23 protein-coding genes are annotated in these 21,014 nt (G+C 68.7%); 15 read left to right on the top strand and 8 right to left on the bottom strand.

Annotated features, from left to right (window positions below; genetic code table 11):
• Nucleotides 1-254 precede the first annotated feature (254 nt).
• The 8 genes from AB0H36_RS20890 (at nucleotide 255) to AB0H36_RS20855 (ending at nucleotide 6,819) form a co-directional block, all read left to right on the top strand.
• Nucleotides 255-935 carry a hypothetical protein gene (locus tag AB0H36_RS20890; protein ID WP_360525515.1) on the top strand — a complete coding sequence of 227 codons (681 nt, stop codon included), beginning with the start codon at nucleotides 255-257 and terminating at the stop codon, nucleotides 933-935.
• A complete protein-coding gene (locus tag AB0H36_RS20885) occupies nucleotides 932-1,072 on the top strand; it encodes a hypothetical protein (protein WP_360525512.1) in 141 nt (46 codons plus the stop codon). Before AB0H36_RS20890 ends, AB0H36_RS20885 begins: the two co-directional genes overlap by 4 nt.
• Complete coding sequence (locus tag AB0H36_RS20880) at nucleotides 1,069-1,548, top strand: GNAT family N-acetyltransferase (protein WP_360525509.1); 480 nt, start codon at nucleotides 1,069-1,071, stop codon at nucleotides 1,546-1,548. The genes AB0H36_RS20885 and AB0H36_RS20880 overlap by 4 nt, the downstream gene beginning before the upstream one ends.
• 170 nt (nucleotides 1,549-1,718) lie before the next feature.
• Nucleotides 1,719-2,711 (top strand): hydroxyacid dehydrogenase, encoded by a 993-nt coding sequence (locus tag AB0H36_RS20875; protein WP_360525506.1) that lies wholly within the window; start codon nucleotides 1,719-1,721, stop codon nucleotides 2,709-2,711.
• A 114-nt stretch (nucleotides 2,712-2,825) separates the two neighbouring features.
• Complete coding sequence (locus AB0H36_RS20870) at nucleotides 2,826-3,767, top strand: ABC transporter permease subunit (protein ID WP_360525503.1); 942 nt, start codon at nucleotides 2,826-2,828, stop codon at nucleotides 3,765-3,767.
• A gap of 5 nt (nucleotides 3,768-3,772) precedes the next feature.
• A complete protein-coding gene (locus AB0H36_RS20865; RefSeq protein WP_360525533.1) occupies nucleotides 3,773-4,684 on the top strand; it encodes a carbohydrate ABC transporter permease in 912 nt (303 codons plus the stop codon).
• A gap of 34 nt (nucleotides 4,685-4,718) precedes the next feature.
• Nucleotides 4,719-6,272 carry an ABC transporter substrate-binding protein gene (locus tag AB0H36_RS20860; protein ID WP_360525500.1) on the top strand — a complete coding sequence of 518 codons (1,554 nt, stop codon included), beginning with the start codon at nucleotides 4,719-4,721 and terminating at the stop codon, nucleotides 6,270-6,272.
• A gap of 10 nt (nucleotides 6,273-6,282) precedes the next feature.
• The gene (locus tag AB0H36_RS20855) at nucleotides 6,283-6,819 is read left to right on the top strand and encodes a LacI family DNA-binding transcriptional regulator (RefSeq protein WP_360525498.1); all 537 of its coding nucleotides are present in this window, start codon (nucleotides 6,283-6,285) and stop codon (nucleotides 6,817-6,819) included.
• On the opposite strand, the gene AB0H36_RS20850 is transcribed toward AB0H36_RS20855, so the two are convergent.
• The 5 genes from AB0H36_RS20850 to AB0H36_RS20830 all read right to left on the bottom strand — a co-directional run bounded on the left by AB0H36_RS20850 (nucleotide 6,799) and on the right by AB0H36_RS20830 (nucleotide 10,926).
• Entirely contained in the window at nucleotides 6,799-7,890 is a 1,092-nt protein-coding gene (locus AB0H36_RS20850; protein WP_360525495.1) for a LacI family DNA-binding transcriptional regulator, read from the bottom strand. The genes AB0H36_RS20855 and AB0H36_RS20850 overlap by 21 nt on opposite strands.
• Before the next feature lie 104 nt (nucleotides 7,891-7,994).
• Entirely contained in the window at nucleotides 7,995-9,020 is a 1,026-nt protein-coding gene (locus AB0H36_RS20845) for a LacI family DNA-binding transcriptional regulator (RefSeq protein ID WP_360525492.1), read from the bottom strand.
• 405 nt (nucleotides 9,021-9,425) lie between these two features.
• The gene (mscL, locus tag AB0H36_RS20840) at nucleotides 9,426-9,812 is read right to left on the bottom strand and encodes a large conductance mechanosensitive channel protein MscL (RefSeq protein WP_360525489.1); all 387 of its coding nucleotides are present in this window, start codon (nucleotides 9,810-9,812) and stop codon (nucleotides 9,426-9,428) included.
• Between the two features lie 121 nt (nucleotides 9,813-9,933).
• Nucleotides 9,934-10,551 carry a hypothetical protein gene (locus AB0H36_RS20835; RefSeq protein WP_360525486.1) on the bottom strand — a complete coding sequence of 206 codons (618 nt, stop codon included), beginning with the start codon at nucleotides 10,549-10,551 and terminating at the stop codon, nucleotides 9,934-9,936.
• Nucleotides 10,552-10,611: 60 nt separating this feature from the next.
• The gene (locus AB0H36_RS20830; protein WP_360525483.1) at nucleotides 10,612-10,926 is read right to left on the bottom strand and encodes an FmdB family zinc ribbon protein; all 315 of its coding nucleotides are present in this window, start codon (nucleotides 10,924-10,926) and stop codon (nucleotides 10,612-10,614) included.
• Nucleotides 10,927-11,113: 187 nt separating this feature from the next.
• On the opposite strand from AB0H36_RS20830, the gene AB0H36_RS20825 reads away from it, so the two are divergent.
• Nucleotides 11,114-13,651, top strand: coding sequence for a penicillin acylase family protein (locus AB0H36_RS20825; protein WP_360525480.1), 2,538 nt, complete (start codon nucleotides 11,114-11,116; stop codon nucleotides 13,649-13,651).
• A gap of 3 nt (nucleotides 13,652-13,654) precedes the next feature.
• On the opposite strand, the gene AB0H36_RS20820 is transcribed toward AB0H36_RS20825, so the two are convergent.
• The 3 genes from AB0H36_RS20820 to AB0H36_RS20810 are packed head-to-tail and all read right to left on the bottom strand — an operon-like array spanning nucleotide 13,655 to nucleotide 16,186.
• On the bottom strand, nucleotides 13,655-14,719 hold the full coding sequence (locus tag AB0H36_RS20820) for a serine hydrolase domain-containing protein (RefSeq protein ID WP_360525477.1): 1,065 nt from the start codon (nucleotides 14,717-14,719) through the stop codon (nucleotides 13,655-13,657).
• Nucleotides 14,719-15,627 carry a phosphotransferase gene (locus AB0H36_RS20815; protein WP_360525474.1) on the bottom strand — a complete coding sequence of 303 codons (909 nt, stop codon included), beginning with the start codon at nucleotides 15,625-15,627 and terminating at the stop codon, nucleotides 14,719-14,721. The genes AB0H36_RS20820 and AB0H36_RS20815 overlap by 1 nt, the downstream gene beginning before the upstream one ends.
• Entirely contained in the window at nucleotides 15,620-16,186 is a 567-nt protein-coding gene (locus AB0H36_RS20810; protein WP_360525471.1) for a 5-formyltetrahydrofolate cyclo-ligase, read from the bottom strand. Before AB0H36_RS20810 ends, AB0H36_RS20815 begins: the two co-directional genes overlap by 8 nt.
• 65 nt (nucleotides 16,187-16,251) lie before the next feature.
• Between AB0H36_RS20810 and AB0H36_RS20805 the strand changes: the two genes are divergently transcribed.
• The 6 genes from AB0H36_RS20805 to AB0H36_RS20780 are packed head-to-tail and all read left to right on the top strand — an operon-like array spanning nucleotide 16,252 to nucleotide 20,997.
• On the top strand, nucleotides 16,252-17,640 hold the full coding sequence (locus AB0H36_RS20805; protein ID WP_360525468.1) for a UTP--glucose-1-phosphate uridylyltransferase: 1,389 nt from the start codon (nucleotides 16,252-16,254) through the stop codon (nucleotides 17,638-17,640).
• A 21-nt stretch (nucleotides 17,641-17,661) separates the two neighbouring features.
• Complete coding sequence (locus tag AB0H36_RS20800; protein WP_360525465.1) at nucleotides 17,662-18,132, top strand: GNAT family N-acetyltransferase; 471 nt, start codon at nucleotides 17,662-17,664, stop codon at nucleotides 18,130-18,132.
• A 33-nt stretch (nucleotides 18,133-18,165) separates the two neighbouring features.
• Nucleotides 18,166-19,392 carry a gephyrin-like molybdotransferase Glp gene (gene glp, locus AB0H36_RS20795; protein ID WP_360525462.1) on the top strand — a complete coding sequence of 409 codons (1,227 nt, stop codon included), beginning with the start codon at nucleotides 18,166-18,168 and terminating at the stop codon, nucleotides 19,390-19,392.
• Entirely contained in the window at nucleotides 19,389-19,895 is a 507-nt protein-coding gene (gene moaC / locus AB0H36_RS20790) for a cyclic pyranopterin monophosphate synthase MoaC (RefSeq protein ID WP_360525459.1), read from the top strand. Before glp ends, moaC begins: the two co-directional genes overlap by 4 nt.
• Entirely contained in the window at nucleotides 19,892-20,380 is a 489-nt protein-coding gene (locus AB0H36_RS20785; protein WP_360525456.1) for a MogA/MoaB family molybdenum cofactor biosynthesis protein, read from the top strand. The genes moaC and AB0H36_RS20785 overlap by 4 nt, the downstream gene beginning before the upstream one ends.
• Complete coding sequence (locus AB0H36_RS20780; protein WP_360525453.1) at nucleotides 20,380-20,997, top strand: GNAT family protein; 618 nt, start codon at nucleotides 20,380-20,382, stop codon at nucleotides 20,995-20,997. Before AB0H36_RS20785 ends, AB0H36_RS20780 begins: the two co-directional genes overlap by 1 nt.
• The last annotated feature ends 17 nt before the right edge of the window (nucleotides 20,998-21,014 follow it).

Raw genomic sequence — 21,014 nt, 5'->3', positions numbered from 1 at the left:
GAGGCGGGACGTCCCACCACGCCACACCCAGCCGACCCTGCAGCGCATCGAGAATCAGCCACCCACGCCAGGCCGGTCGGTGGATCGAGGCTAAACCATCACGGCGGCGCGTCGTTCCGGTCACGCAGCCCGATCGTGCGCCAACCGAGGCACACCTGTAACGCGCACGCGCTGGTAGGGCGTGTCTGGCGATCCATCGCCTACTGCGCTGGATCACCAGACACGCCCTTCGACCCCGATTACGATCTCTTGTCGTGGGCCGGAAGAAGAACGCCGAGGCGACGGCGCAGCGTGAGCGGGACGAGTGGAAGCTCGGGATCGACTGGGCGCGCTGGCTGCTGGCCGGCAACAGTCCGCAGCCGCTGACCATGTACGGCCTGGTCCTCGAGTCCGGTGAGGTCGCCTACGTCAACACCCCGGCGCACTACGCGCGGCTGTACGGCGGCAGTGGTCGCTACACGCACAACAGCGGACTGTTCATCGGCAAGCCGGGTGTCGTGCTCGGGATGATGGCGGCCAACGCGGCGATCAACGCGAGCCGGAAGGCCGCGGCCAAACGGGACATGCAGCTGCTGTGGCGCGACCTGCAGGAAGTCCCGACCGTGGTGACGAACTACCGGATCCTGTGCATGCTGCCGCAGCGTGGCTGGCTGAGCTTCTACTACAGCGCCGTGCAGGAGTTCTACCCCGATCCGGTGAACTGGATGATCACCTTCGGTTTCCAGAACGCGGAGCCGTTGCGGCTGGCCGGCCTGGCGGCACCGACACTGTCCGTGCTGACCGCGTGGTGCGTGCTCGGAAACGACCGCTGGCAAGGCGAACCGGGGATTGCGCCGCTGCTGCAGGCCGCTGCCGAACCACAGTTGCCGCCGGGCGTCGTACCGGGTGAATTGGATACCGGAGAGCCGCGTCGACTCGGTAATCTGGAGCCATGACGAGCCCGTACGAAGACGACGAGCCGCTGCTGCCCGACCAGACCCGCGACGACGACCCGCGGTCGTGGGGCGACAACGACTTCGGTGCCGACGACGACGAGCGCATCCTGCGCGAGGTCCCGCCGCACCACGAATGAGGCAGCTCCGGGGGGTGCACGAGGGGTACGACGGCCAGGTGGCCGGATGGGCCCGGACACCGCGCGAGGTGGGGTTGCTGTGCGGCCGGGAGGAATACCCGTTTCCCGCCGACGCCGTCACCAGTTGGCGGAAGCTCGAGCCTGACATCCAGGCGTACGTGTACTTCGACGGCGACGAGCCGATCGGGTACGGCGAAGTGTGGCTCGACGACGACGAGGACGAGGTCGAACTGGCCCGGATCATCGTGGATCCGGAACGGCGAGGGCAGGGGATCGGGGCCGAGCTGGTCCGCGCCCTGCTGACACCAGCGATCGCGGCCGGGCACCCGGACATTTTCTTGCGGGTGCGGCCGGACAACGCGCCGGCGATCCGGACCTATCTGGGGGTGGGCTTCGTGGACGTCTCCCAGCACGAAATGGACGAGTGGAACGCGGGACAGCCGCTGGCCTACCGCTGGATGCGGTACGCCGGATAGAAAACGTTCGCCTAACCATACGGTGACCCGAGGGGGCTGACAAGCCTCCTCGGCGGCTGCATGCCCGCATCGCCTTCATTCATGGAGCATTTCCCACGTTGACGTTCCCGATCCTGGCGGCCTAGCGTAGATAGCGCTTTCTATCCCTGACTCTGATCGGAGAACCGCCCGTGACCGATCGCCCGGTGGCGCTGTTCGCCCTCGCCGCGGAGCACTGGCCGATGCTGTTTCCGCCGCTCGTCCGGCAGCGGCTCGGCGAGCTCGCCGACATCGACACCGGCCTGGTCGTCGACGACTTCGACGACCCGCGGGTGGCCGGCCGGCTGGACGACCTCGAGGTGCTGATCACCGGCTGGGGCTGCCCGCCGCTGGACGAGGCGTTCCTCGCCAGAGCGCCGAAGCTGCGGGCGGTCCTGCACGCCGCCGGCAGCGTGAAGGCGCACGTCACCACGGGTGTCTGGGAGCGCGGCATCCTGGTCTCGTCGGCCGCCGCCGCGAACGCGATCCCGGTCGCGGAGTACGCGCTCGGCGCGATCCTGCTGGCCGGCAAGGGCGTCTTCGCGCTCCGCGAGCACTACCGCAGCGGGCGATCGTTCACCCTCGCCTACATCCATCCCGACATCGGGAACTACGGTCGCCGGGTCGGCATCATCGGCGCGTCGCGGATCGGCCGGCAGGTGATCGAGCTGCTCCGGCCGTTCGACTTCGAGGTCAGCCTCTACGACCCGTACGCCGACGACGTCGACATCCCGCGGGTGAGCCTGCCGGAGTTGCTGGCGTCCAGCGACATCGTCAGCGTGCACGCGCCGTCGACCGCGGAGACGTACCGGATGATCGACCGGGCCGGACTCGGGCTGCTGCCGGACGGCGCCGTACTGATCAACACCGCTCGGGGCGAGCTGGTCGAGACCGAGGCGCTGGTCGACGAGCTGCGCAGTGGGCGGATCTCCGCCGTGCTCGACGTCACCGATCCCGAACCGTTGCCGCCGGGGTCGGCGCTGTTCGACCTGCCCAACGTCTTCGTCACCCCGCACATCGCGGGGTCGCACGGCAACGAGCTGGCCCGGCTGGGCACCTGCGCGGTGGACGAGCTGGCCCGTCTGGTGGCCGGCCGGCCGTTGCTGCACGAGGTCACGCTGGCCGATCTCGAGCGGGTGGCCTGAGGTGCGCATAGACAACGTTTGCCATCCGGCGACTCCGTTCTTGACAGGCCTATGCGCCGGAGCTATGTTTCCGGCACTGGAAAGCGCTTTCTATCCAATCGAGGGGATCTCGCGATGAGTACCCGATCCAGTCGCAGCCGGCGGTGGGTGACCCTGCGGGGCAGTCTGTGGGTGGGCACCCTGGCACTGCCGGCGGTCGCGTTCTTCCTGGTCTTCAGCTACGCGCCGATGGCGGGCCTGGTGGTCGCCTTCAAGGAGTTCGACATCAGCCGCGGCATCTTCGGCAGCCCGTGGAACGGCCTGGACAACTTCCGCTACTTCTTCAGCTCCGGTGACGCCCAGCGGATCCTGGTCAACACGCTGGTGCTGAACACGCTGTTCCTCGCCGCCACACTCGCGGCCGGCGTGACGCTCGCGATCATGCTGAACGAGATCCGCGGCCGGTACTTCAAGCGGGTCTCCCAGTCGGTGATCTTCTTCCCGTACTTCGTCTCGCCGGTCGTCATCGCGATCATGCTGCAGGTGCTGCTGTCCGGCCCGCAGGGTTCGGGCGGCCTGGTCAACGACGCGTTCACCGGCCTCGGCCTGCCGACGCTGGACTGGTACAGCGAGCCCGGCCCCTGGCCGTGGATCCTCACCGTGGTGAAGGTCTGGCAGCTCGGCGGCTACATGAGCATCATCTTCCTGGCCGCGATCACCTCGATCCCCGAGGAGGTCTACGAGGCCGGCCAGATCGACGGCGCCAGCCGGGCTCAGATGGCGTGGCGGATCACCCTGCCGCTGCTGAAGCCGACTGCCGCGGTGCTGCTGGTGCTCGGCGTCGGCCGGATCTTCTACGGCGACTTCGGCACCATCTACGCGATCATCGGCGACAACGGCACGCTCTTCCCGACCACCGATGTGATCGACACCTACGTGTTCCGGTCGCTGCGCCAGATCGGCGACTTCGGCACCACGGCCGCGGTCGGCCTGTTCCAGTCGGTCGTCGGCTTCGTCCTGGTGACGACCGCGGTGCTGGTCCAGCGCCGCTACTCGAAGGAGACGAGCCTGCTGTGACCACGATGACTTCGAGTGTCGCCAAGGTGACCAGTCGCGCCACGACGCGCAAACGCCGTACCCGGCCCGAGCCCTTCACCATCGTCAGCCTGATCGGGGTCGGACTGTTCATGGTGGTCTGCGTGGTGCCGTTCTGGATGATCGTGTCCGGGTCGTTCACCGACGAGCAGAAGCTCGCCACCACCGGCTACAGCCTGCTGCCCAAGCCGTTCTCGCTGGCGTCGTACGAGCTGATCTTCACCGGCCCGACGGTGCTCAGCGCCTACACCGCGAGCGTCTTCATCACGGTCGTCGGTACGGCGCTCGCCCTCGCCTTCACGTCCGGACTCAGCTGGGTGATCGCCCGCCGGCTGCCGTACGTGAGCCGCCCGCTGGCGGTCTTCGCCTATATCCCGATGCTGTTCACCGGCGGACTGGTCCCGCTCTACCTGCTGGTGACGCAGTACCTGAAGCTGCAGAACACGTACTTCGCGGTCATCCTGCCGTTGCTGATCGCCCCTTTCCTGGTGTTCATCCAGGTCAGCGCGTTCCGCCAGCTGCCCGAGGAGATCATGGAGTCCGCCCGGATCGACGGCGCCGGGGAGATGCAGATCTTCTTCCGGATCGGGCTGCCGCTGTCCAAGCCGATCCTCGCGGTGGTCGGCCTGTTCTACGCCGTGCACTACTGGAACGAGTGGTTCACGGCCCTGCTGTTCATCTCCGAGACGGACAAGTACCCCCTTCCGCTGCTGTTGCAGAACCTCGTCTCGAACGTGTCGTTCTCGCAGATGCTGCCCACCTCGTCGGGGCAGTCCACGCCGGTCTACCAGCTCCGGCTGGCGCTGACGGTCGTCACCATCGGCCCGATCCTGCTCGCCTACCCGTTCGCGCAGCGCTACTTCGTCAAAGGCATCACGTTGGGTGCCACCAAAGGCTGATCCCCAGCCACTCCATCCTTTTTCAGGAGGCATTGTGCCCGCCACGCAACTCTCCCGGCGCGGTTTCCTGGCCGCGGCCGGCGGCCTGTCGATCGGTGCCGTGCTCGGCCTCAGCGGCTGCGGCGACTCGTCCACGTCCGGCTCGTCGTCGTCCGGCGGCGACACCTTGTCGCTGCTGCTGCCCGGTGATGTGCCGAAGGGCTGGGATCCGATCCTGGCCGAGGTGAACAAGAAGCTGAAGAACGACCTCGGCTTCACCATCGCCCCGCAGTTCATCGCCTGGTCGAACTACCAGCAGCAGGCGCTGCTGAAGTTCACCGCCGGCGAGAACTTCGACACCGCGCTGCAGGCGCGCTGGCTGAACATGGTCCAGCTGGTCGGCAGCAAGTCGGTGGTCGCGGTCGACGAGCTGATCGGCAAGTACCCGAACCTGAGCAAGAACCTCGACCCGCAGCTGATCGAGCAGAACAAGTGGTCCGGCAAGCTGTACGGCATCCCGCAGGTCAACTCCGCCGCCCGGTTGCACCACTTCACCATCCGGCAGGACCTGGCCGACAAGCACGGTCTCGGCAACATCACCACGTTCGACCAGCTGGAGAAGTACTGGTACGACGTGAAGCAGAAGGAGAAGCTGACTCCGATCGGCATCACGTCCAACATGCCCGACCTGCTGATCGCGTTCGCGCCCGTCGGCTGGCTGAACCGGCACGACTGGGAGAACCCGCACGTCAGCGTGCAGTTCTTCAGCGGTGGCTCGTTCCCGTTCTACCTGGCCCAGGACGGCAAGACCACCGGGTCGTCCAACCCGATCCCGTTCTGGGAGGCGCCGGGCGTGATGGACGCGCTCCGGACCGTTCGGAAGTACTACCAGGACGGCATCATCAACAAGGACGCGCTGAACGTCGACTCCAACGCGGTCAAGACCCAGTTCGAGTCCGGCCGCATCGCGACCCGGTGGGCGATGACGGACGGGCTGTCGTCGCAGTCGCTCGCGCCGCTGCGTAAGGCCGTCCCGACTGCGCAGCTGGCGAACGTCGTACCGCTGCGGGGTGGCAAGAACGCCAAGCCGAACCAGACCTTCCAGGCCGACAACTTCGTGGTGCTGAACGCGAAGGGCCGCAACAACGAGCGGGCCATGCAGCTCGAGGACTGGGTGTCGATCAAGGAGAACCACGACCTGCTCAGCTACGGCGTCGAGGGCAAGGACTGGAAGCCGGTCGGCACGGACCGGATCGAGCAGCTGTCCGGGTACAGCTTCCCGGGATACGCGCTCTGCTGGCGGCAGCAGCTGGAGAAGAAGGTCAAGGACATCACGCCCACCGAGAACGAGTGGTTCGACTGGGCCCAGGACTACGACAACTTCACCGTCGACCCGTACTCCTCGTTCGTCCCCGACGTGACGCCGGTGAAGCGCGAGGACAGCCAGATCACCGCGGCGATGACGCAGTACGGCAACCCGCTGTGGATCGGCGCGGTCGACGTCGACAAGGGGCTGGACCAGCTGAAGAAGGCCGTGGACAAGGCGGGGCTGAGCAAGCTGCAGGCCGAGATGGCCAAGCAGGCCGACGCGTACCTCAAGGGTCAGTAGGACCGGATCGATGACCGCGCGATCGAAACTGGCGGTCGTCGCCCGGGAGGCCGGCGTCTCGGTGTCCACGGTGTCGAAGGTGCTCCGCGCCTACCCGGACGTCGCGCCGGCCACCCGGGCCCGGGTCCGGGACGTACTGCGGCAACGTGGGTACTCCGGAGATGTGAGCGCGGCCGGTCATCGGCCGGCCGCCTTGGTCGACGTGGTCGTGGCCAGTCCGGCACCGGCCGGTGCGGTGCTGAACTCTTTCGACATGGAGGCACGCCGTACCGGTCTGTCGGTCGTGGTGACGACGGTTATTCCTGATCGGCCGGTGCCGCGGCATTGGCTCGATCAGGTGTCGGCGCGGGGGACTCGGGGTGTCGTGGGGGTGCTGGTCGACTTCACTCAGGCGCAACTCGGGTACCTGGCGACTCACGACGTGCCGCTGGTGCTGATCGCTCCGCCGGGGCGCTCGCCGCGGCACGTGACTACGTTTGCTCTTGGCAACGATCTCGGGGAGACGGCGCGCCGGGCGCTGGCTGAGTTAGTCCCTTCTGGCGACTGAGTCGCGGACGACCACGTGGGTCTTCAGGGTGACCTGGAGGCCCGGCCAGTCCTCGCGCTGGTGGTCCTCGTCGGCGGCGACCTTGGCGGCGATCCGGCCGAGTTCCTCGTACGGGACGTGGACCGACGTCATCCTCGGACGGAGATCCTGCGCCAGCTCGATATCGTCGTACCCGACGATCGAGATGTCGTCCGGGACGCTCAGGCCGGCCTCGGTGACCGCGGCGTAGACGCCGGCGGCCATCACGTCGGTCGCGGCGAACACCGCGGTGAAGTCGCGGCTCCCGGTCAGTTGCTTCTTGGTGAGCTGGTAGCCGGCGGCGCGGGTGAAGACGCCGTGCTCGACCAGGCCGGGATCGAACTCCACGCCGAATGTGCTGAGGGCACGGCGGTAGCCGTCGAGGCGGCCCATGCTCGTGGTGTGCCGCTCCTCGCCGCCCAGGAACAGGATGCGCCGGTGTCCTTGTGCCAGCACGTGGCTGGTGATCGCGTACGCGCCTTCCTCGTTGTCGTAGCCGATCACGGCCGCGGGAACGCCTTTGGCGAGCGGCGGGCGGCCGCAGAGCACGAGCAGGGAGCCCGCAGCCCGCAGCGAATGCGCGAGCTCGGTCATCTGCTCGTCGTAGTCGTCGGCGTCCGCGACTCCACCGATCAGTACGACCGCTCCGGCGCGCTGCTCTCGCATCAGCCGAACGATCGCGAGCTCACGGTCGGGATCGCCCTGGGTGGTGCCGATCAGGCACAGCCAGCCGAGTCGCGCGGCCTCTTGCTCGACGCCGTGCGCGGCCTCGGCGAACGACGGTCCGCGTACGTCGGCCAGCACGAAGGCGATCGTCTTGGTCTGGACGCCGGCCAGCGCTCTCGCGTGAGTGTTGGCGACGTAGTTGAGCTCGCGGATCGAGCGGAGGACGCGCTGACGGGCCGAGCGGGAGACCGGGTAGTTGCCTGCCAGGACGCGGGAAACGGTCGCAGGTGAGACGCCGGCGTGGGTCGCGACATCGCCGAGCGTCGCAGCGGCCTTCCGGCGCGACGACGATGCGCTGTCGTCGGCTGTCCGCGGGGTGCGTGGCATCGATGTCCCCTCCTGAATCGGCGGGCCGAGTCTACGTTCTCCCGGCGTGGAGCCGGGCCGGTTACTGGGTGGTGGCGCCGGGCCGGCTGCCGGGGCTGGCCCGGCTATTGGTGTGGTGCCGGGCCGGTCGAGTCGCGGATGACGAGATGTGTGCCGAGGACGACGTGCTGGTCGAGGGCGTGCTGGTCGCGGTGCAGTGCGAGGCGGATCGCGGTCCGGCCGAGCTCCTCGTGGGGGAGGTGGACCGTGCTCAGTCCTGGTGTCAGGTCGGCCGCCAGCGGGATGTCGTCGTACCCGATCACCGAGACGTCCTCGGGGACGCGACGACCGGCCTCGCGCAGCGCGAGCAGGACGCCGCTGGCGACCACGTCGGTGATCGCGAAGACCGCGGTGAACGGAATGCCTTGGTCGATCAGCGCCTTGGTGTGCTGGTATCCGGACTCGCGGTCGTAGTCACCGGGCAGGACAAGCTCCGGCGCGACCTCGAGACCGCGTGCCTTGTGTGCTCGCGTGTAGCCGTCGAAGCGCGCCTTCGTGGTGGTGTGCTCGGGTACGCCGGTGCCGATGATGGCGATCTGGCGATGACCGAGTGAGATCAGGTAGCTCGTGGCGGCGAACGCGCCGCCCTCGTTGTCGTACTCGACCACTGTCGACGGCACGTCAGCGCCGATCGGTGGGCGGCCGCAGAGCACCAGCCGGGAGCCGGTCCGGTCCAGGGCGTTCGCGAGCTGCGTCATCCGCTCGAGGTTGGACGCCGTACGGACACCACCACCGACCAGTACGACGGCCTCGGCCTGCTGCTCGCGCATCAGCTCGATCAGCTCGAGCTCGCGGTCGGGGTCGCCGTTGTGGGTGCAGACCAGGCAGAGCCGCCCCTCGGCCGTCGTCTGCTGCTCGACGCCTTGGCCGATGTAGGCGAACAACGGGCCGACCAGGTCGCGGATGATGAAGGCGACCGTGCGCGGACCGCCGCCGACGAGGGCGCGGGCCTGTGCGTTCGCGACGTAGTCGAGCTGCTGGACCGCACGCATCACGCGGCCGCGGGTGGTGGCGGCGACCGGGTAGTTGCCGGCGAGCACCCGGGAGACCGTCGTGGCCGAGACGCCGGCGATCGCCGCGACGTCCTTCACTGTGGGGCGATCCCCTGACGACAGTCTGGCCACCGGCTCCGCCCTTCAGAAAGCGCTCACCGAAATTGTGCCACGAAGGACACCGCTAGGCCGCATCGTGCGCGGTACTGATCTGCTCGAATCGCATTGCCTGTTTGACGGAATGGGTCTCCTGGGCGGTCTGGCTCGCTCCCGAGGAGGCCGTGGAAAACGTTGACCTGCAGGGAGCAGGGAGCAGGGAGCAGGGAGCAGGGAGTGGGAGCAGGGAGCTGGGGAGTGGGGAGCTGGGGAGTGGGGAGCTGGGGAGTGGGGAGCTGGGGAGTGGGGAGCTGGGGAGTGGGGAGCTGGGAAGTGGGGGGTGGGGAGTGGTGGGCGGTTGGCGAGCTCAGAGGCTGAGGTTTGGGCGCCCACCCGCTCCCGGCGCCGTCAGGGCCGGCGGGCGAGCTGGTCGCGGATCTCGGTGAGGAGCTGCTGGTCGGTGGTCAGCGGGTCGGGCTCGGGCTCGATCCCGCGGGCGCGGCGCTCGGCGAGCTTGTTCAGCGGCATCACGATCACGAAGTAGATGGCGGCGGCGACGAACAGGAAGTTGAGTATCTCCTGCAGGACCGCACCGATCGAGAACTTCGCGTTGTTGATCGTGAAGGTCAGCACGCCGCTGATGTCGGGCTTGCCGAAGATCGCCGCGATGAGCGGGTTGATCAGGTTGTCCACGATCGCGGTCACGACCTGGCCGAACGCGGCGCCGATGACGACCGCGACCGCGAGGTCGACGACGTTGCCGCGCATGATGAATTCCTTGAAGCCCTTGAGCATGTGGGTATTCCTCCACTGAGCGGGTGATGTTCCCGGTCAACGTAGGGCCACTGCCCTGCCCATGCGAGCGAGCGCACCGCAACACCACGGATCGTGTCCAGTTGTGTCCGGTAAGTGACCGTCAGCTGGTGTCCGGGGTGAGGGCGACGGTGAGTTTGGAGTTGGTGGTGGCTTGGGCCAGGCGGGTCGCGGTTTCGGGGGTGGTCGCGACCACGATCAGCGCGCCGGTGGTCGTCGTACGCGGGGTTGGGAGGGCGACCACGCGGACGGCTCGGGCTAGGAGGTTTGCGGAGTCGGTTGGGGTGCTGGTGGCGGCGTACAGATTGATGTGGTCGCCGACGCGGAGCAGGGCGCTGATGTCGGCGTCGTCGATGCGGAACGGGTAGGCGAGCTCGCCCTTGGGGACGGCGGCCGGGGCCAGGAAGCGGGCGTCGGTGAGTGGTTCGCCGGATCTGACCGGGCTGGTGAGCACGCGGGCGGTCAGGTCGGCGCCGGGTTTGAGGACGCCGTCGGGCACGGCCTCGGGTGGGAGGTCGAGCGTGCGGAGGTCGGCGCCGGTGGGCACAGCTCCGCCGACCAGGTCGCGCGCTGCCGCCAGCACGGCGATGGTCGGCGGGGGTGGTGGGGAGAGGGCGACGAGGCCGAAGTACACAGCTGCCGCGGCGGCCACACCGGCCAGGAGCCGGCGGTGCCACCTGACAGCACGCAACAGTTCACGAAGTGCGAAGGGCTTTCTCATGCCAGAGAAAGTACGAGTTTCCCCGCACCCCACCTGTCAGTTATCCACAGGCGGCTGAGCTCAGGCGGCGCTGGTGTTGGTGGTCGAGGAGGAGGTGGTGCTGGGGGACGGCTTTGAGGAGTCCGAGGTGGAGGAGGTGGTCGTCGAGGGGGTGTCGGACTTGGAGTCGGACTTGGCTGCGACGGTGCCCTTGCCGGAGTTGCGGCTGTCGGTGCGGTAGAAGCCGGAGCCCTTGAAGACGACGCCGACGGCGTTGAAGACCTTGCGCAGGGTGCCCTGGCAGGCGGGGCAGACGGTCAGCGCGTCGTCCGTGAAGCTCTGCCGCACCTCGAGCGCCTCACCACAGTCGGTGCACTGGTACTGGTACGTCGGCACGGTTCGTTCCCTTCAGGCCGTTGGCACTCCTACTACTCGACTGCTAATAATGCGCCAGGACCCCGAAGTATTCCAAGTCGGGCGCGTGTTACCTCAACTCTGCGTGGATGTCCACCGGACGCAGAGCAACGCAAAGTTGTGCGGCACCCCATTTGGGGCGCGGGGCCGGATTCTCTACGGTTGGTCCGTGCGTCGCCTGCTACGAGTCGTCATCATGAGCGGAATCGCCCTCGCCACCGTCCTGTTGGTGATCGCCGGTACCGTCGTTTTCGTCGTCCGCCACTCGTTCCCCACGTACGACGGATCGATCGAGCTGACCGGCCTCGAGGGCGACGTGGAGGTGGTCCGGGACGCCAACGGCATTCCACAAATCTACGCCGACACCCCGAGTGACCTGTTCGCCGCGCAGGGTTACGTGGCTGCGCAGGACCGGTTCTTCGAGATGGACTTCCGCCGGCACGTCACCTCCGGCCGGCTGTCGGAGCTGTTCGGGAAGGACGCGCTGGAGACCGACAAGTTCGTCCGCACCCTCGGCTGGCGCCGGGTCGCGGAGAAGGAGCTCGGCCTGCTGACCCCGTCCACCCGGCAGTACCTGGACGACTACGCCCGCGGCGTGAACGCGTACCTGGACACCCACAGCGGCTCCGGCCTCAGCCTCGAGTACGCCGTCCTGTCGGTTCAGCCCAACGGACCAGAGAACTACCGCCCGGAGCCGTGGACCGCGGCCGACTCGCTGGCCTGGCTGAAGGCGATGGCGTGGGATCTCGGCGGCAACATGGACGAGGAGATCACCCGGACGAAGCTGCTCGCGTCGTTCCCCTCGCGCAACATCGAGAGCCTCTACCCGCCGTACCCGTACGACCGGAACGAGCCGATCATGGCCTCCGGCTCGGTCCGGGACGGCAAGTTCAGCAGCGCGCCGATCGCCTCCGAGGCCCGGCGCGGGATGCTGACGAAGGACCTGCTGAAGTCGCTGGACTCCGTCGACAAGGTCGCCAAGGGCCTCCCGCAGTTGCTCGGCCGCGGTGACGGCATCGGCTCGAACTCGTGGGTCGTCTCCGGCGACCACACCACCACCGGCAAGCCGCTGCTGGCCAACGACCCGCACCTCGGCGCGACCATGCCGGGCATCTGGACCCAGGTCGGCCTGCACTGCAACAACGTCGGCAAGGCCTGCCCGTACGACGTCTCCGGCTTCAGCTTCTCCGGGTTGCCCGGGGTGGTGATCGGCCACAACAACGCGATCTCCTGGGGATTCACCAACCTGGACCCGGACGTCACCGACCTCTACCTCGAGCGCATCGACGGCGACAACGTCCTCTACAACAACAAGTGGCGGGCGATGGCGACCCGCGAGGAGACGTTCAAGGTCGCCGGCCAGGACGAACCGGTCAAGATCACGGTCCGCGAGACCCGGCACGGTCCACTCATCTCCGACGTCGGCGACGACCAGCGCGAGACCGGTGACCTGGCCGCGAAACAGGGCAAGTACGCCACGCCGTACGGCGTCGCGATCCAGTGGACCGCGCTGAACCCAGGTCGCACCGCGGACGCGCTGTTCGCGATGAACCGGGCGCAGAACTGGACCCAGTTCCGATCCGCGGCGCAGCTGTTCCAGGTGCCGTCGCAGAACCTCGTGTACGCCGACACCGAAGGACACATCGGCTACCAGGCGCCCGGCCTGATCCCGATCCGCAAGACCGGGCGCGGCGACTGGCCGGTGCCGGGCTGGGATCCGAAGTATCACTGGACCGGGTACGTCCCGTTCGAGGCGTTACCCACGGAGTTCGATCCCGCGGACGGGATCATCGTGACCGCGAACCAGGCGGTAGTGCCGCGGACGTACACCTACTACCTGACCAACGACTGGGACTACGGGTACCGGTCGCAGCAGATCGTGGACCGGATCAAGACCGCCGGGAAGCTGGACGCGAACGCGATGGCGTCGATCCAGCTCGACACCAAGAACCGGGCCGCCGAGATGCTGGTGCCGTACCTGCTCCAGATCGGCATCGACGACGAGTTCGAGCGCCAGGGCCAGGACACGCTGCGGAACTGGGACTTCACCCAGCCGGCCGACTCCGCGGCGGCGGCGTACTTCAACGTGGTCTGGCGCAACCTGCTCGCGCTGACCTTCCACGACCAGCTGCCCGAGGGCACCTGGCCGGACGGCGGATCGCGCTGGTTCGAGGTGATCCGCACGCTGCTGTCGCAGCCGAACAGCGGCTGGTGGGACGACCTGCGGACCGGGCAGCACGAGAGCCGGGACGACATCCTGCGCGAGGCGATGATCGACGCGCGGCAGGAGATCACCCAGAAGATGGCGCGCGACCCGGCCAACTGGAAGTGGGGTCAGCTGCACAAGCTCACGCTGACCAACCAGACGCTCGGCAAGTCCGGCATCGGGGCGGTGGACAAGCTGTTCAACCGCGGTCCGTACGAGCTGGGCGGCGGCTCCTCGATCGTCAACGCGACCGCGTGGGACGCCTCGAAGGGGTACGGCGTGACCGCGACGCCGTCGATGCGGATGGTCGTGGACCTGTCCGACTTCGACAAGTCCCGGTGGATCAACCTGACCGGTGTGTCCGGGCACGCGTTCTCGTCGAACTACACGGACCAGACGGACCTGTGGGTGCGCGGTGAGACGCTGCCGTGGGCCTACACCAAGGGCGCAGTCGAGGCGGTCCGCGAGCACACGCTCACCTTCACCAAGCCCGAGCCGTAGCAGTCACCAGGCGGGGGAGTTGGCCTCGGCGAACAGCTCCTCCGGCCAGGTCCACAGCGCTCGCTGGGTCAGCAGGATCGAGATCGTCTGGTGGGCCGGAGTGGTCGACCAGAGCGTGCCCAGTCCGCCGGCCCAGCCGTAGCGGTCGGCGCTGACCGAGAGCCCATAGCCCCACCCGGTGTCCGGGCCGAGGAAGTCGGCGGCCGCCGTACGCTGGCCGGCCGTCAGGTGGTCCGTCGTCATCTCTGCGACCGCCGCCGGTGACAGGATGCGGTCGCCGCCGGTCAGCAGCATCTGGGCGAACGCGTGGAAGTCATCCGCCGTCGAGATCAGCCCACCACTCGCGTCGGGGAACGACGGCGGCTGCAGCCACTGGCTCGCCGCCGCGGGGTCGAGCAGGTCGTCGCCGACGTACGCCGTGGTCAGTCGCGTGGGGTCGGGGGCGGTGAAACCCGTGTCCCGCATCCCGAGCGGCTCGAACAGCCGCTCCTGCAGGAACTCCTCCAGCGGCTGCTCTGTGGCTCGTGCGATCAGTACGCCGAGCAAGTGCGAGCCAGTCGAGTACATCCAGCGCTGACCAGGCTGGTACTGCAGCGGCAGCGTCGCGAACCGTCGCATCCACTCGTCCGGCTCGAGCGGAGTGCGCGGCACCGGCGGCCCGAACGTCCGCAGCTCCAGCTCGTCCTCCCGCTGCCGGATGCCCGGGTGGTCCGTCTCACCCAGCCCCTGCCGGAAGGTCAACAGGTCCCGCAGCGTGATCGGCCGTTCCAGCGGGACAACGTCGTCGACCGGCCCGTCCGGACTGCGCAGCACCCGCGTCGCGGCCAGTTCGGGCAGCAGGGTGTCGACCCGTCCGTCCATGGACAGCCGAAGCTCGTCGACCAGGATCATCGCGGCCGCAGCGACGATCGGCTTGGTGAACGAGGCGACCCGGAACAGGCTGTCCCGCTGCATCGGCGGGCCGTCGAAGGCGGTGTTGCCCAGTACCTCGACGCGCGTCTCACCGGCCCGGCTCACCAGCGATACCAATCCCGGGAGGTCGCCGTTGTCGACGTACTGGCTCAGCATCAGCCCAGTCCACCAGCGAACGGGGTGTCCCGCCACTGCCCGACGAACATCCGGATCCCGTCCGCCAGCGCGGGCAGCAAGGGCACCATCGACGTGCACGCGATGACCTGCAGCACCCGTGCCGTGTCCATGACCTGCTGGACCCGCTCGTCCAGCAGCGGGCGCCCCAGCGCAGCCGCAGCCTCGTTGTAGACCTTCCCGAGGTCCGGACCGAACCCGGCCATGTCCCACTCGATCGGACCGAGCGTGGTGTCCTCGAAGTCGGACCACAGCACGCCGTCCGCGGTGGGGATCACGTTGTACGACGGTGCGTCGCCGTGGATCGTCTGGATCGTCGCCGACGGGAAGACCTCCTCGAAGGCGCTCCGACTGGTCAGGAGCGGCTTCAGCACCTCCCACTCGGCTCGTGCCCGGTCCAGGTCCTCCTGCTCGAGCAGACCCGGCACAGCCTCCAGCACGGCGAGCGCCGACGGCACTGCGAGGAGCGGCGTCATCCACGGCAGTTCCTGCGGGTAGTCCGCGAGTACGGCGTGCAGCTCGGCAGCCCGCGCAGTCCCGGCGAGGAAGTCGAGCTCCACGGACTTGTCCTGCTCAACGAACTGCCAGAACGTCATCGAGAACCCGTCCTGCTGCACCGGCTCCAGCGGCACCAGCGGGCTCGGTGTCACGCACGGCTTGCCCTGCGCCACCAGCCACGCGGTCACGTCCACCTCACGCTGCATCCGCCGTACGGCGACCTCCGGCTGCATCAGGGGTTCTGGCAGGGCCAGAGGGACCCGCGCGACCACCGGTGACGGCTTGAGGTGGACCACCACGGAGAACGCGTCGTACAGAACGGTCGGGTCGTCGACAGTCAGGCCCAGGCTCCGTGCGGCTGCCGCGGCAGCTTGCACTGCGTTCTCAGTCATCCGCCGATCTTCTCAGCGCGATCAACCGATTTGGCGTCAGCGCTGCGTGCACCAGGTGGTCGTGCGTGTCGGACGGGAGCTCGTCGACGACCTCTGGGTCGTACACCGCGGCCCAGATCGGAGTACCAGGGCTGACGCGGGCCAGGGCGCGGTCGTACGACCCGCCGCCGCGGCCGAGACGCACACCGTCGCGGGCGACCGCGACCGCTGGGCAGATGACCAGGTCGGCTGTGGCGATAGCGTCCGGGCCAAGGTCGGCAGGTGGCTCCCGCAGGCCGAGCCGGCCGGGTACGAGGTCGGCGGCGCCCGGTGCGACACCCCAACCGAGGTCGTTGTCGGCGTACAGGATCGGCAGCAGCACCTCACGGCCAGTAGCCAGTAGCCAGTCGATCAGCGCCCCGGTCTGCGGCTCCGCGCCCATCGACACGTACAGAGCGATCCGCCGCGCCGCCTGCACCTCAGGCTGCGCCTGAGCAGTCTCCAGCAGGTCGCCCGTGTGCGGACGAGCCCTGCGGGCGCTCAGCAGGTGCTGACGTGCAGCGGCCTTGGACGGGAACACTCCCTGATCGTAAGCACGTGACGCGGATAACACGGTGATTACCCGGCGTCCCCTAGGGTTGGGACATGAGTGAGGCAGGTCTACGACAAGCGCAGGACAAGATGCGCGCGGCCGGCGCTGCCGAGGTCGCGATCCGGGTCTTCACCCACTACTACCGGCTGCTCGAGTCGGGTCAGCAGGGCAAGATCCGCGAGGACGACATCGAGCCGGTGGGGGACTTGCCGCAGCTGGACCATCTCGACGCCGAGCCGGCGGCGATGCGGGCCGCGCTGGCCGAGACCGTGGTGATCAAGCTCAACGGTGGCCTCGGCACGTCGATGGGCGTGACCGGGCCGAAGTCGGCGCTCCCGGTCAAGGACGGGCTGAGCTTCCTCGACATCATCGCCCGCCAGATCCTCAGCACCCGCGCGGAGTACGACGTACCGCTGCCGCTCGTGCTGATGAACTCCTTCCGGACCAAGGAGGAGTCGCTGCAGATCCTGAGCGAGTACGACGGCCTCGCGCTCGACGGCCTCCCGCTCGACTTCCTGCAGAACATGGAGCCCAAGCTGCTCGCCGACGACCTGACGCCGGCCGAATGGCCGCCGGACCCGGAGCTGGCCTGGTGCCCGCCCGGTCACGGCGACCTGTTCACCGCGCTGGTTGCCTCCGGCACCCTGGACGCGCTGCGCGAGCGCGGTTTCCGGCACGCGTTCATCTCGAACGCCGACAACCTCGGCGCCACCCCGGACGCCCGGATCGCCGCCTGGATGGCCGAGCACGACGTGCCGTTCGGGATGGAGGTCTGCCGGCGGACCCGGTCCGACCGCAAGGGCGGGCACGTCGCGGTGCGCAAGTCCGACGGCCGGCTGATCCTGCGGGACAGCGCGCAGGTCGCCGACGAGGACGGCAAGCACTTCCAGGACATCACCCGGCACAAGACGTTCAACACCAACAACCTGTGGATCGACCTGGACCGGCTGGCCGAGCTGATGGCCGGGCACGACGGGATCCTCGGGCTGCCGATCATCGTGAACCGCAAGACCGTCGACCCGGCCGACCCGTCGTCGCCGAAGGTGATCCAGCTGGAGACCGGGATGGGCACCGCGATCGAGACCTTCGAGGGCTCCCAGGCGGTGCTGGTGGACCGCAGCCGGTTCAAGCCGGTGAAGACCACGAACGACCTGCTGGTGCTGCGGTCCGACGTCTACGAGCTGACCGAGGCCGGCGACCTGACCACGACCCACGAGGGTGACGAGCCGTACGTCGACCTGGACCCGGAGTTCTTCAAGATCCTGGCCGACTTCGAGGCCCGGTTCCCGGCCGGGCCGCCGTCGCTGGTCCGGGCCGACCGGCTCGAGGTCCGCGGTGACGTTGCCTTCGGCAAAGAGGTGACGGTGGTCGGTGACGTCGAGATCGCCGCGGCGGAGGGTGAGCGCCGGGAGATCCCGGACGGCGCCGAGCTCGGCGGCTGACGCTCGTACCTGGGGGAGCATGTGGACGACCTGCTGATCCGGCCGCTGGAGCCGTACGACACCGACGAGGCGGCCCGGCTGTGGTGGCGCTCGCGGCACGCAGACCCGGCGCAGCTGCCCGCCGCGATCCACAGCCTCGACCAGGTGGCCACCTGGTTCGCCGACGTACTGCTGCCCGACGCCCAGACGTGGGTCGCGCTCGACGACGGCCGCATCGTCGCAGTCCTCACCCTGGACGGTGACGACCTTGACCAGTTGTACGTCGACCCGGACGCGCACGGACTCGGCATCGGCTCCGCGCTGGTGGACCTCGCCAAGGACCTCCGGCCCGGCGGTCTGGCGCTGTGGACCTTCCAGTCCAACCTCCGGGCGCAGGCCTTCTACCAGGCGCACGGCTTCACCGAGGTACGCCGTACCGACGGCTCCGCGAACGAGGAGCGCGCTCCGGACATCCGGATGACCTGGGGGAACCACCCCGAATCCACCGGCTGAGCCGCGGCGGCCCGCTTGGATTAGGGTCGGGGCGTGAGACGGAGTGTGGATGAACACCTGGAAGTGGTGCTGGGGAGGGTGCGGGCGCTGCCGGCGTTCGAGCAGCCGTTGATGGAGGCTGTCGGGCTGGTGCTCTGCGAGGACGTCGTCTCGGGGCTGAGCCTGCCGGGGTTCGACAACTCCGCGATGGACGGGTACGCCGTCCAGGCTGCCGACCTGGCGGGGGCGACCCAGGACAACCCGGTCACGCTGCCCGTGGTCGGTGAGATCGCGGCCGGCCGGGTCGAGCCGATCGTGGTGACGCCCAGGACGTGCGTGCGGATCATGACCGGCGCACCGATGCCACGTGGCGCCGACAGCGTCGTACCGGTCGAGTGGACCGACGGTGGCACGGCGAATGTGCGCATTGCTCAGCAGCCCGCACTGGGCGCGTCGGTGCGGCGAGCCGGTGAGGACGTGCAGGCGGGGGAGAAGGTGCTGGACGCCGACACCCTGATCGGTCCGCGGCAGGTCGCCTTACTGGCCGCTGTCGGCCGGGCCCGGGTCAAGGCGCGGCCGCGGCCGCGGGTAGTGGTCGTGTCGACCGGAGCTGAGCTGCGTGAGCCGGGCAGCAAGCTGCACGAGGGGCAGATCTACGACTCGAACAGCTACACGCTGGCCGCCGCGGCGCGGGACGCCGGAGCGGTGGTGTACCGCGTCGGGATCGTCGGCGACGACCCGAAGCGCATCATGGACACCCTGTCCGACCAGCTCGTCCGCGCCGACCTGGTGATCACCACCGGTGGCGTCAGCATGGGCGCGTACGACGTGGTCAAGGAGGTCCTCACCAAGACCGGCACAGTCGACTTCCCGCAGGTCGCGATGCAGCCGGGGAAGCCGCAGGGGTTCGGTGTCCTCGGTGAGGAGGAGGTGCCGATCTTCACGCTGCCCGGGAACCCGGTGTCGGCGTACGTGTCCTTCGAGGTGTTCGTCCGGCCAGCGCTGCGCAAGCTGATGGGGCAGATGCCGTACCGCCGACAGCCGGTGCACGGGGTCTCGCTGGACAGCTTCAACTCGCCGGGCGGGAAGCGTCAGTTCGTCCGCGCTGCGGCCACGTCCGGCGACGAGGGCTGGATGGCCAGTACAGTCGGCGGGCACGGCTCACACCTGCTCGGCGGGCTGAGCCGCTCGAACGCGCTGATCGTGGTGCCCGAGGACGTGACGTCGGTCCGGGCCGGTGACCAGGTGGAGCTCATGCTGCTGGACGAGGAGACGGGATGACGGACCCCGGGCGCGAGACCGGTACGACGCCTGCCACCGGACTGACCCACGTCGACGAGACCGGGGCCGCGCGGATGGTGGACGTCTCGGCCAAGTCGGCGGGCAGCCGCCGAGCCGTTGCCAGCGGCAAGGTTTACGTCTCGGCCGAGGTGGTGACTGCGCTGCGCGGCGAGGGTGTGCCCAAGGGGGACGCGCTCGGCGTGGCCCGGATCGCCGGGATCATGGGCGCCAAGCGCACGCCGGACCTGGTTCCGCTCTGCCACCCGATCGCGATCACCGGGGCGAAGGTGGACCTCGAGGTGGCGGACGACGCCGTACTGATCACCGCTGCGGTGAAGACGACGGACCGGACCGGTGTCGAGATGGAGGCGCTGACCGCAGTGGCGGTCGCCGGGCTCGCAGTGATCGACATGGTGAAGGCGATCGACCCGGCCGCGGTGCTGTCCGACGTACGCGTCGAGCTGAAAGAAGGCGGCAAGACCGGGCACTGGGAGCGGCCGTGAGGGCTCTGGTCGTCAGCGTGTCCAACCGCGCCGCCGCCGGTGTCTACACCGACACCACAGGTCCACTGATCGCTTCCCGGCTGGCTGAGTGGGGCTTCGAGGTCTCCGGTCCTGAAGTGGTGCCCGACGGTGCGCCAGTAGGTGATGCGCTGCGCGCAGGTGTCTCGGCGTCGTACGACGTGATCCTCACGACCGGCGGGACCGGGATCTCGCCGACCGACGCGACGCCCGAGGAGACGGCTGCTGTCCTGGACCGCGTCATCCCTGGGATCGCCGAGTCGATTCGCGCGTATGGCGTGGTGAACGGCGTACCGACTGCTGCTCTGTCGCGCGGCCTGGCCGGTGTCGCGGGTACGACGATCATCGTGAACCTGCCCGGGTCGCGTGGCGGGGTGAAGGACGGGCTGGCCGTGCTGGAGCCGTTGCTGCGGCACGCCGTCGACCAGGTCCGCGGTGGCGACCACGTCAGGACGGACACCGACTGATGGCCATCGTCCACTGGCCCGTCGAGCTTCGGCACGGGCAGGTCGGGCTCCGGCCGTTGCGTGCCGGCGACGGCGCCGAGTGGGCCGCCGCACGCCAACGCAACGTCAGCTGGCTGCGTCCGTGGGACGCCACCCAGCCGCCGGGCGCGGAGGACGGCGCACGCACGTTCCGCGCGATGGCACGCGACTGGAACCGGCAGGCCCGCTACGGGCGCATGCTGCCGTTCGTCATTACCTACGGCGGTGCTGCAGGAGCTGGTGGACGGGCGAAGTGGCCGTTGGTCGGGCAGCTCACCGTGTCCGGAATCACCTATGGCTCAGCGCGTTGGGCGAACCTCGGCTACTGGGTCGACGAGCAGTACGCCGGCCGCGGCATCGTGCCGACCGCGGTCGCGATGGCCGCGGACCACTGCTGGTTCACCCTCGGCCTGCATAGGATCGAGGTGGCGATCCGCCCCGAGAACAAGGCGAGTCTGCGGGTCGTGGAGAAGCTCGGCTTCCGGTACGAGGGCGAGCGGCCGCGGTTCCTGCACATCGACGGCGACTGGCGCGACCACCGCATCTTCGCCCTCAACGTCGAGGAAGTCGGGCCCGGTCTCGTATCGCGACTGACCTGACTACGCTGCGTGCTGTT

The sequence above is a fragment of the Kribbella sp. NPDC050820 genome, from assembly GCF_040653975.1.
Taxonomy (GTDB): Bacteria; Actinomycetota; Actinomycetes; order Propionibacteriales; family Kribbellaceae; genus Kribbella.
Note: the sequence above shows the minus strand (reverse complement) of the source record. Positions and strands in the feature narration are given on the sequence as shown.

Bases quoted from the DNA above. Each gene is read 5' to 3' on its own strand.
- AB0H36_RS20885 (WP_360525512.1), top strand. From the start codon at position 932: ATGACGAGCCCGTACGAAGACGACGAGCCGCTGCTGCCCGACCAGACC.
- AB0H36_RS20880 (WP_360525509.1), top strand. From the start codon at position 1,069: ATGAGGCAGCTCCGGGGGGTGCACGAGGGGTACGACGGCCAGGTGGCC.
- AB0H36_RS20870 (WP_360525503.1), top strand. From the start codon at position 2,826: ATGAGTACCCGATCCAGTCGCAGCCGGCGGTGGGTGACCCTGCGGGGC.
- AB0H36_RS20865 (WP_360525533.1), top strand. From the start codon at position 3,773: ATGACTTCGAGTGTCGCCAAGGTGACCAGTCGCGCCACGACGCGCAAA.
- AB0H36_RS20855 (WP_360525498.1), top strand. From the start codon at position 6,283: ATGACCGCGCGATCGAAACTGGCGGTCGTCGCCCGGGAGGCCGGCGTC.
- AB0H36_RS20850 (WP_360525495.1), bottom strand. From the start codon at position 7,890: ATGCCACGCACCCCGCGGACAGCCGACGACAGCGCATCGTCGTCGCGC.
- mscL (WP_360525489.1), bottom strand. From the start codon at position 9,812: ATGCTCAAGGGCTTCAAGGAATTCATCATGCGCGGCAACGTCGTCGAC.
- AB0H36_RS20835 (WP_360525486.1), bottom strand. From the start codon at position 10,551: ATGAGAAAGCCCTTCGCACTTCGTGAACTGTTGCGTGCTGTCAGGTGG.
- AB0H36_RS20820 (WP_360525477.1), bottom strand. From the start codon at position 14,719: ATGCTGAGCCAGTACGTCGACAACGGCGACCTCCCGGGATTGGTATCG.
- AB0H36_RS20815 (WP_360525474.1), bottom strand. From the start codon at position 15,627: ATGACTGAGAACGCAGTGCAAGCTGCCGCGGCAGCCGCACGGAGCCTG.
- AB0H36_RS20805 (WP_360525468.1), top strand. From the start codon at position 16,252: ATGAGTGAGGCAGGTCTACGACAAGCGCAGGACAAGATGCGCGCGGCC.
- moaC (WP_360525459.1), top strand. From the start codon at position 19,389: ATGACGGACCCCGGGCGCGAGACCGGTACGACGCCTGCCACCGGACTG.
- AB0H36_RS20780 (WP_360525453.1), top strand. From the start codon at position 20,380: ATGGCCATCGTCCACTGGCCCGTCGAGCTTCGGCACGGGCAGGTCGGG.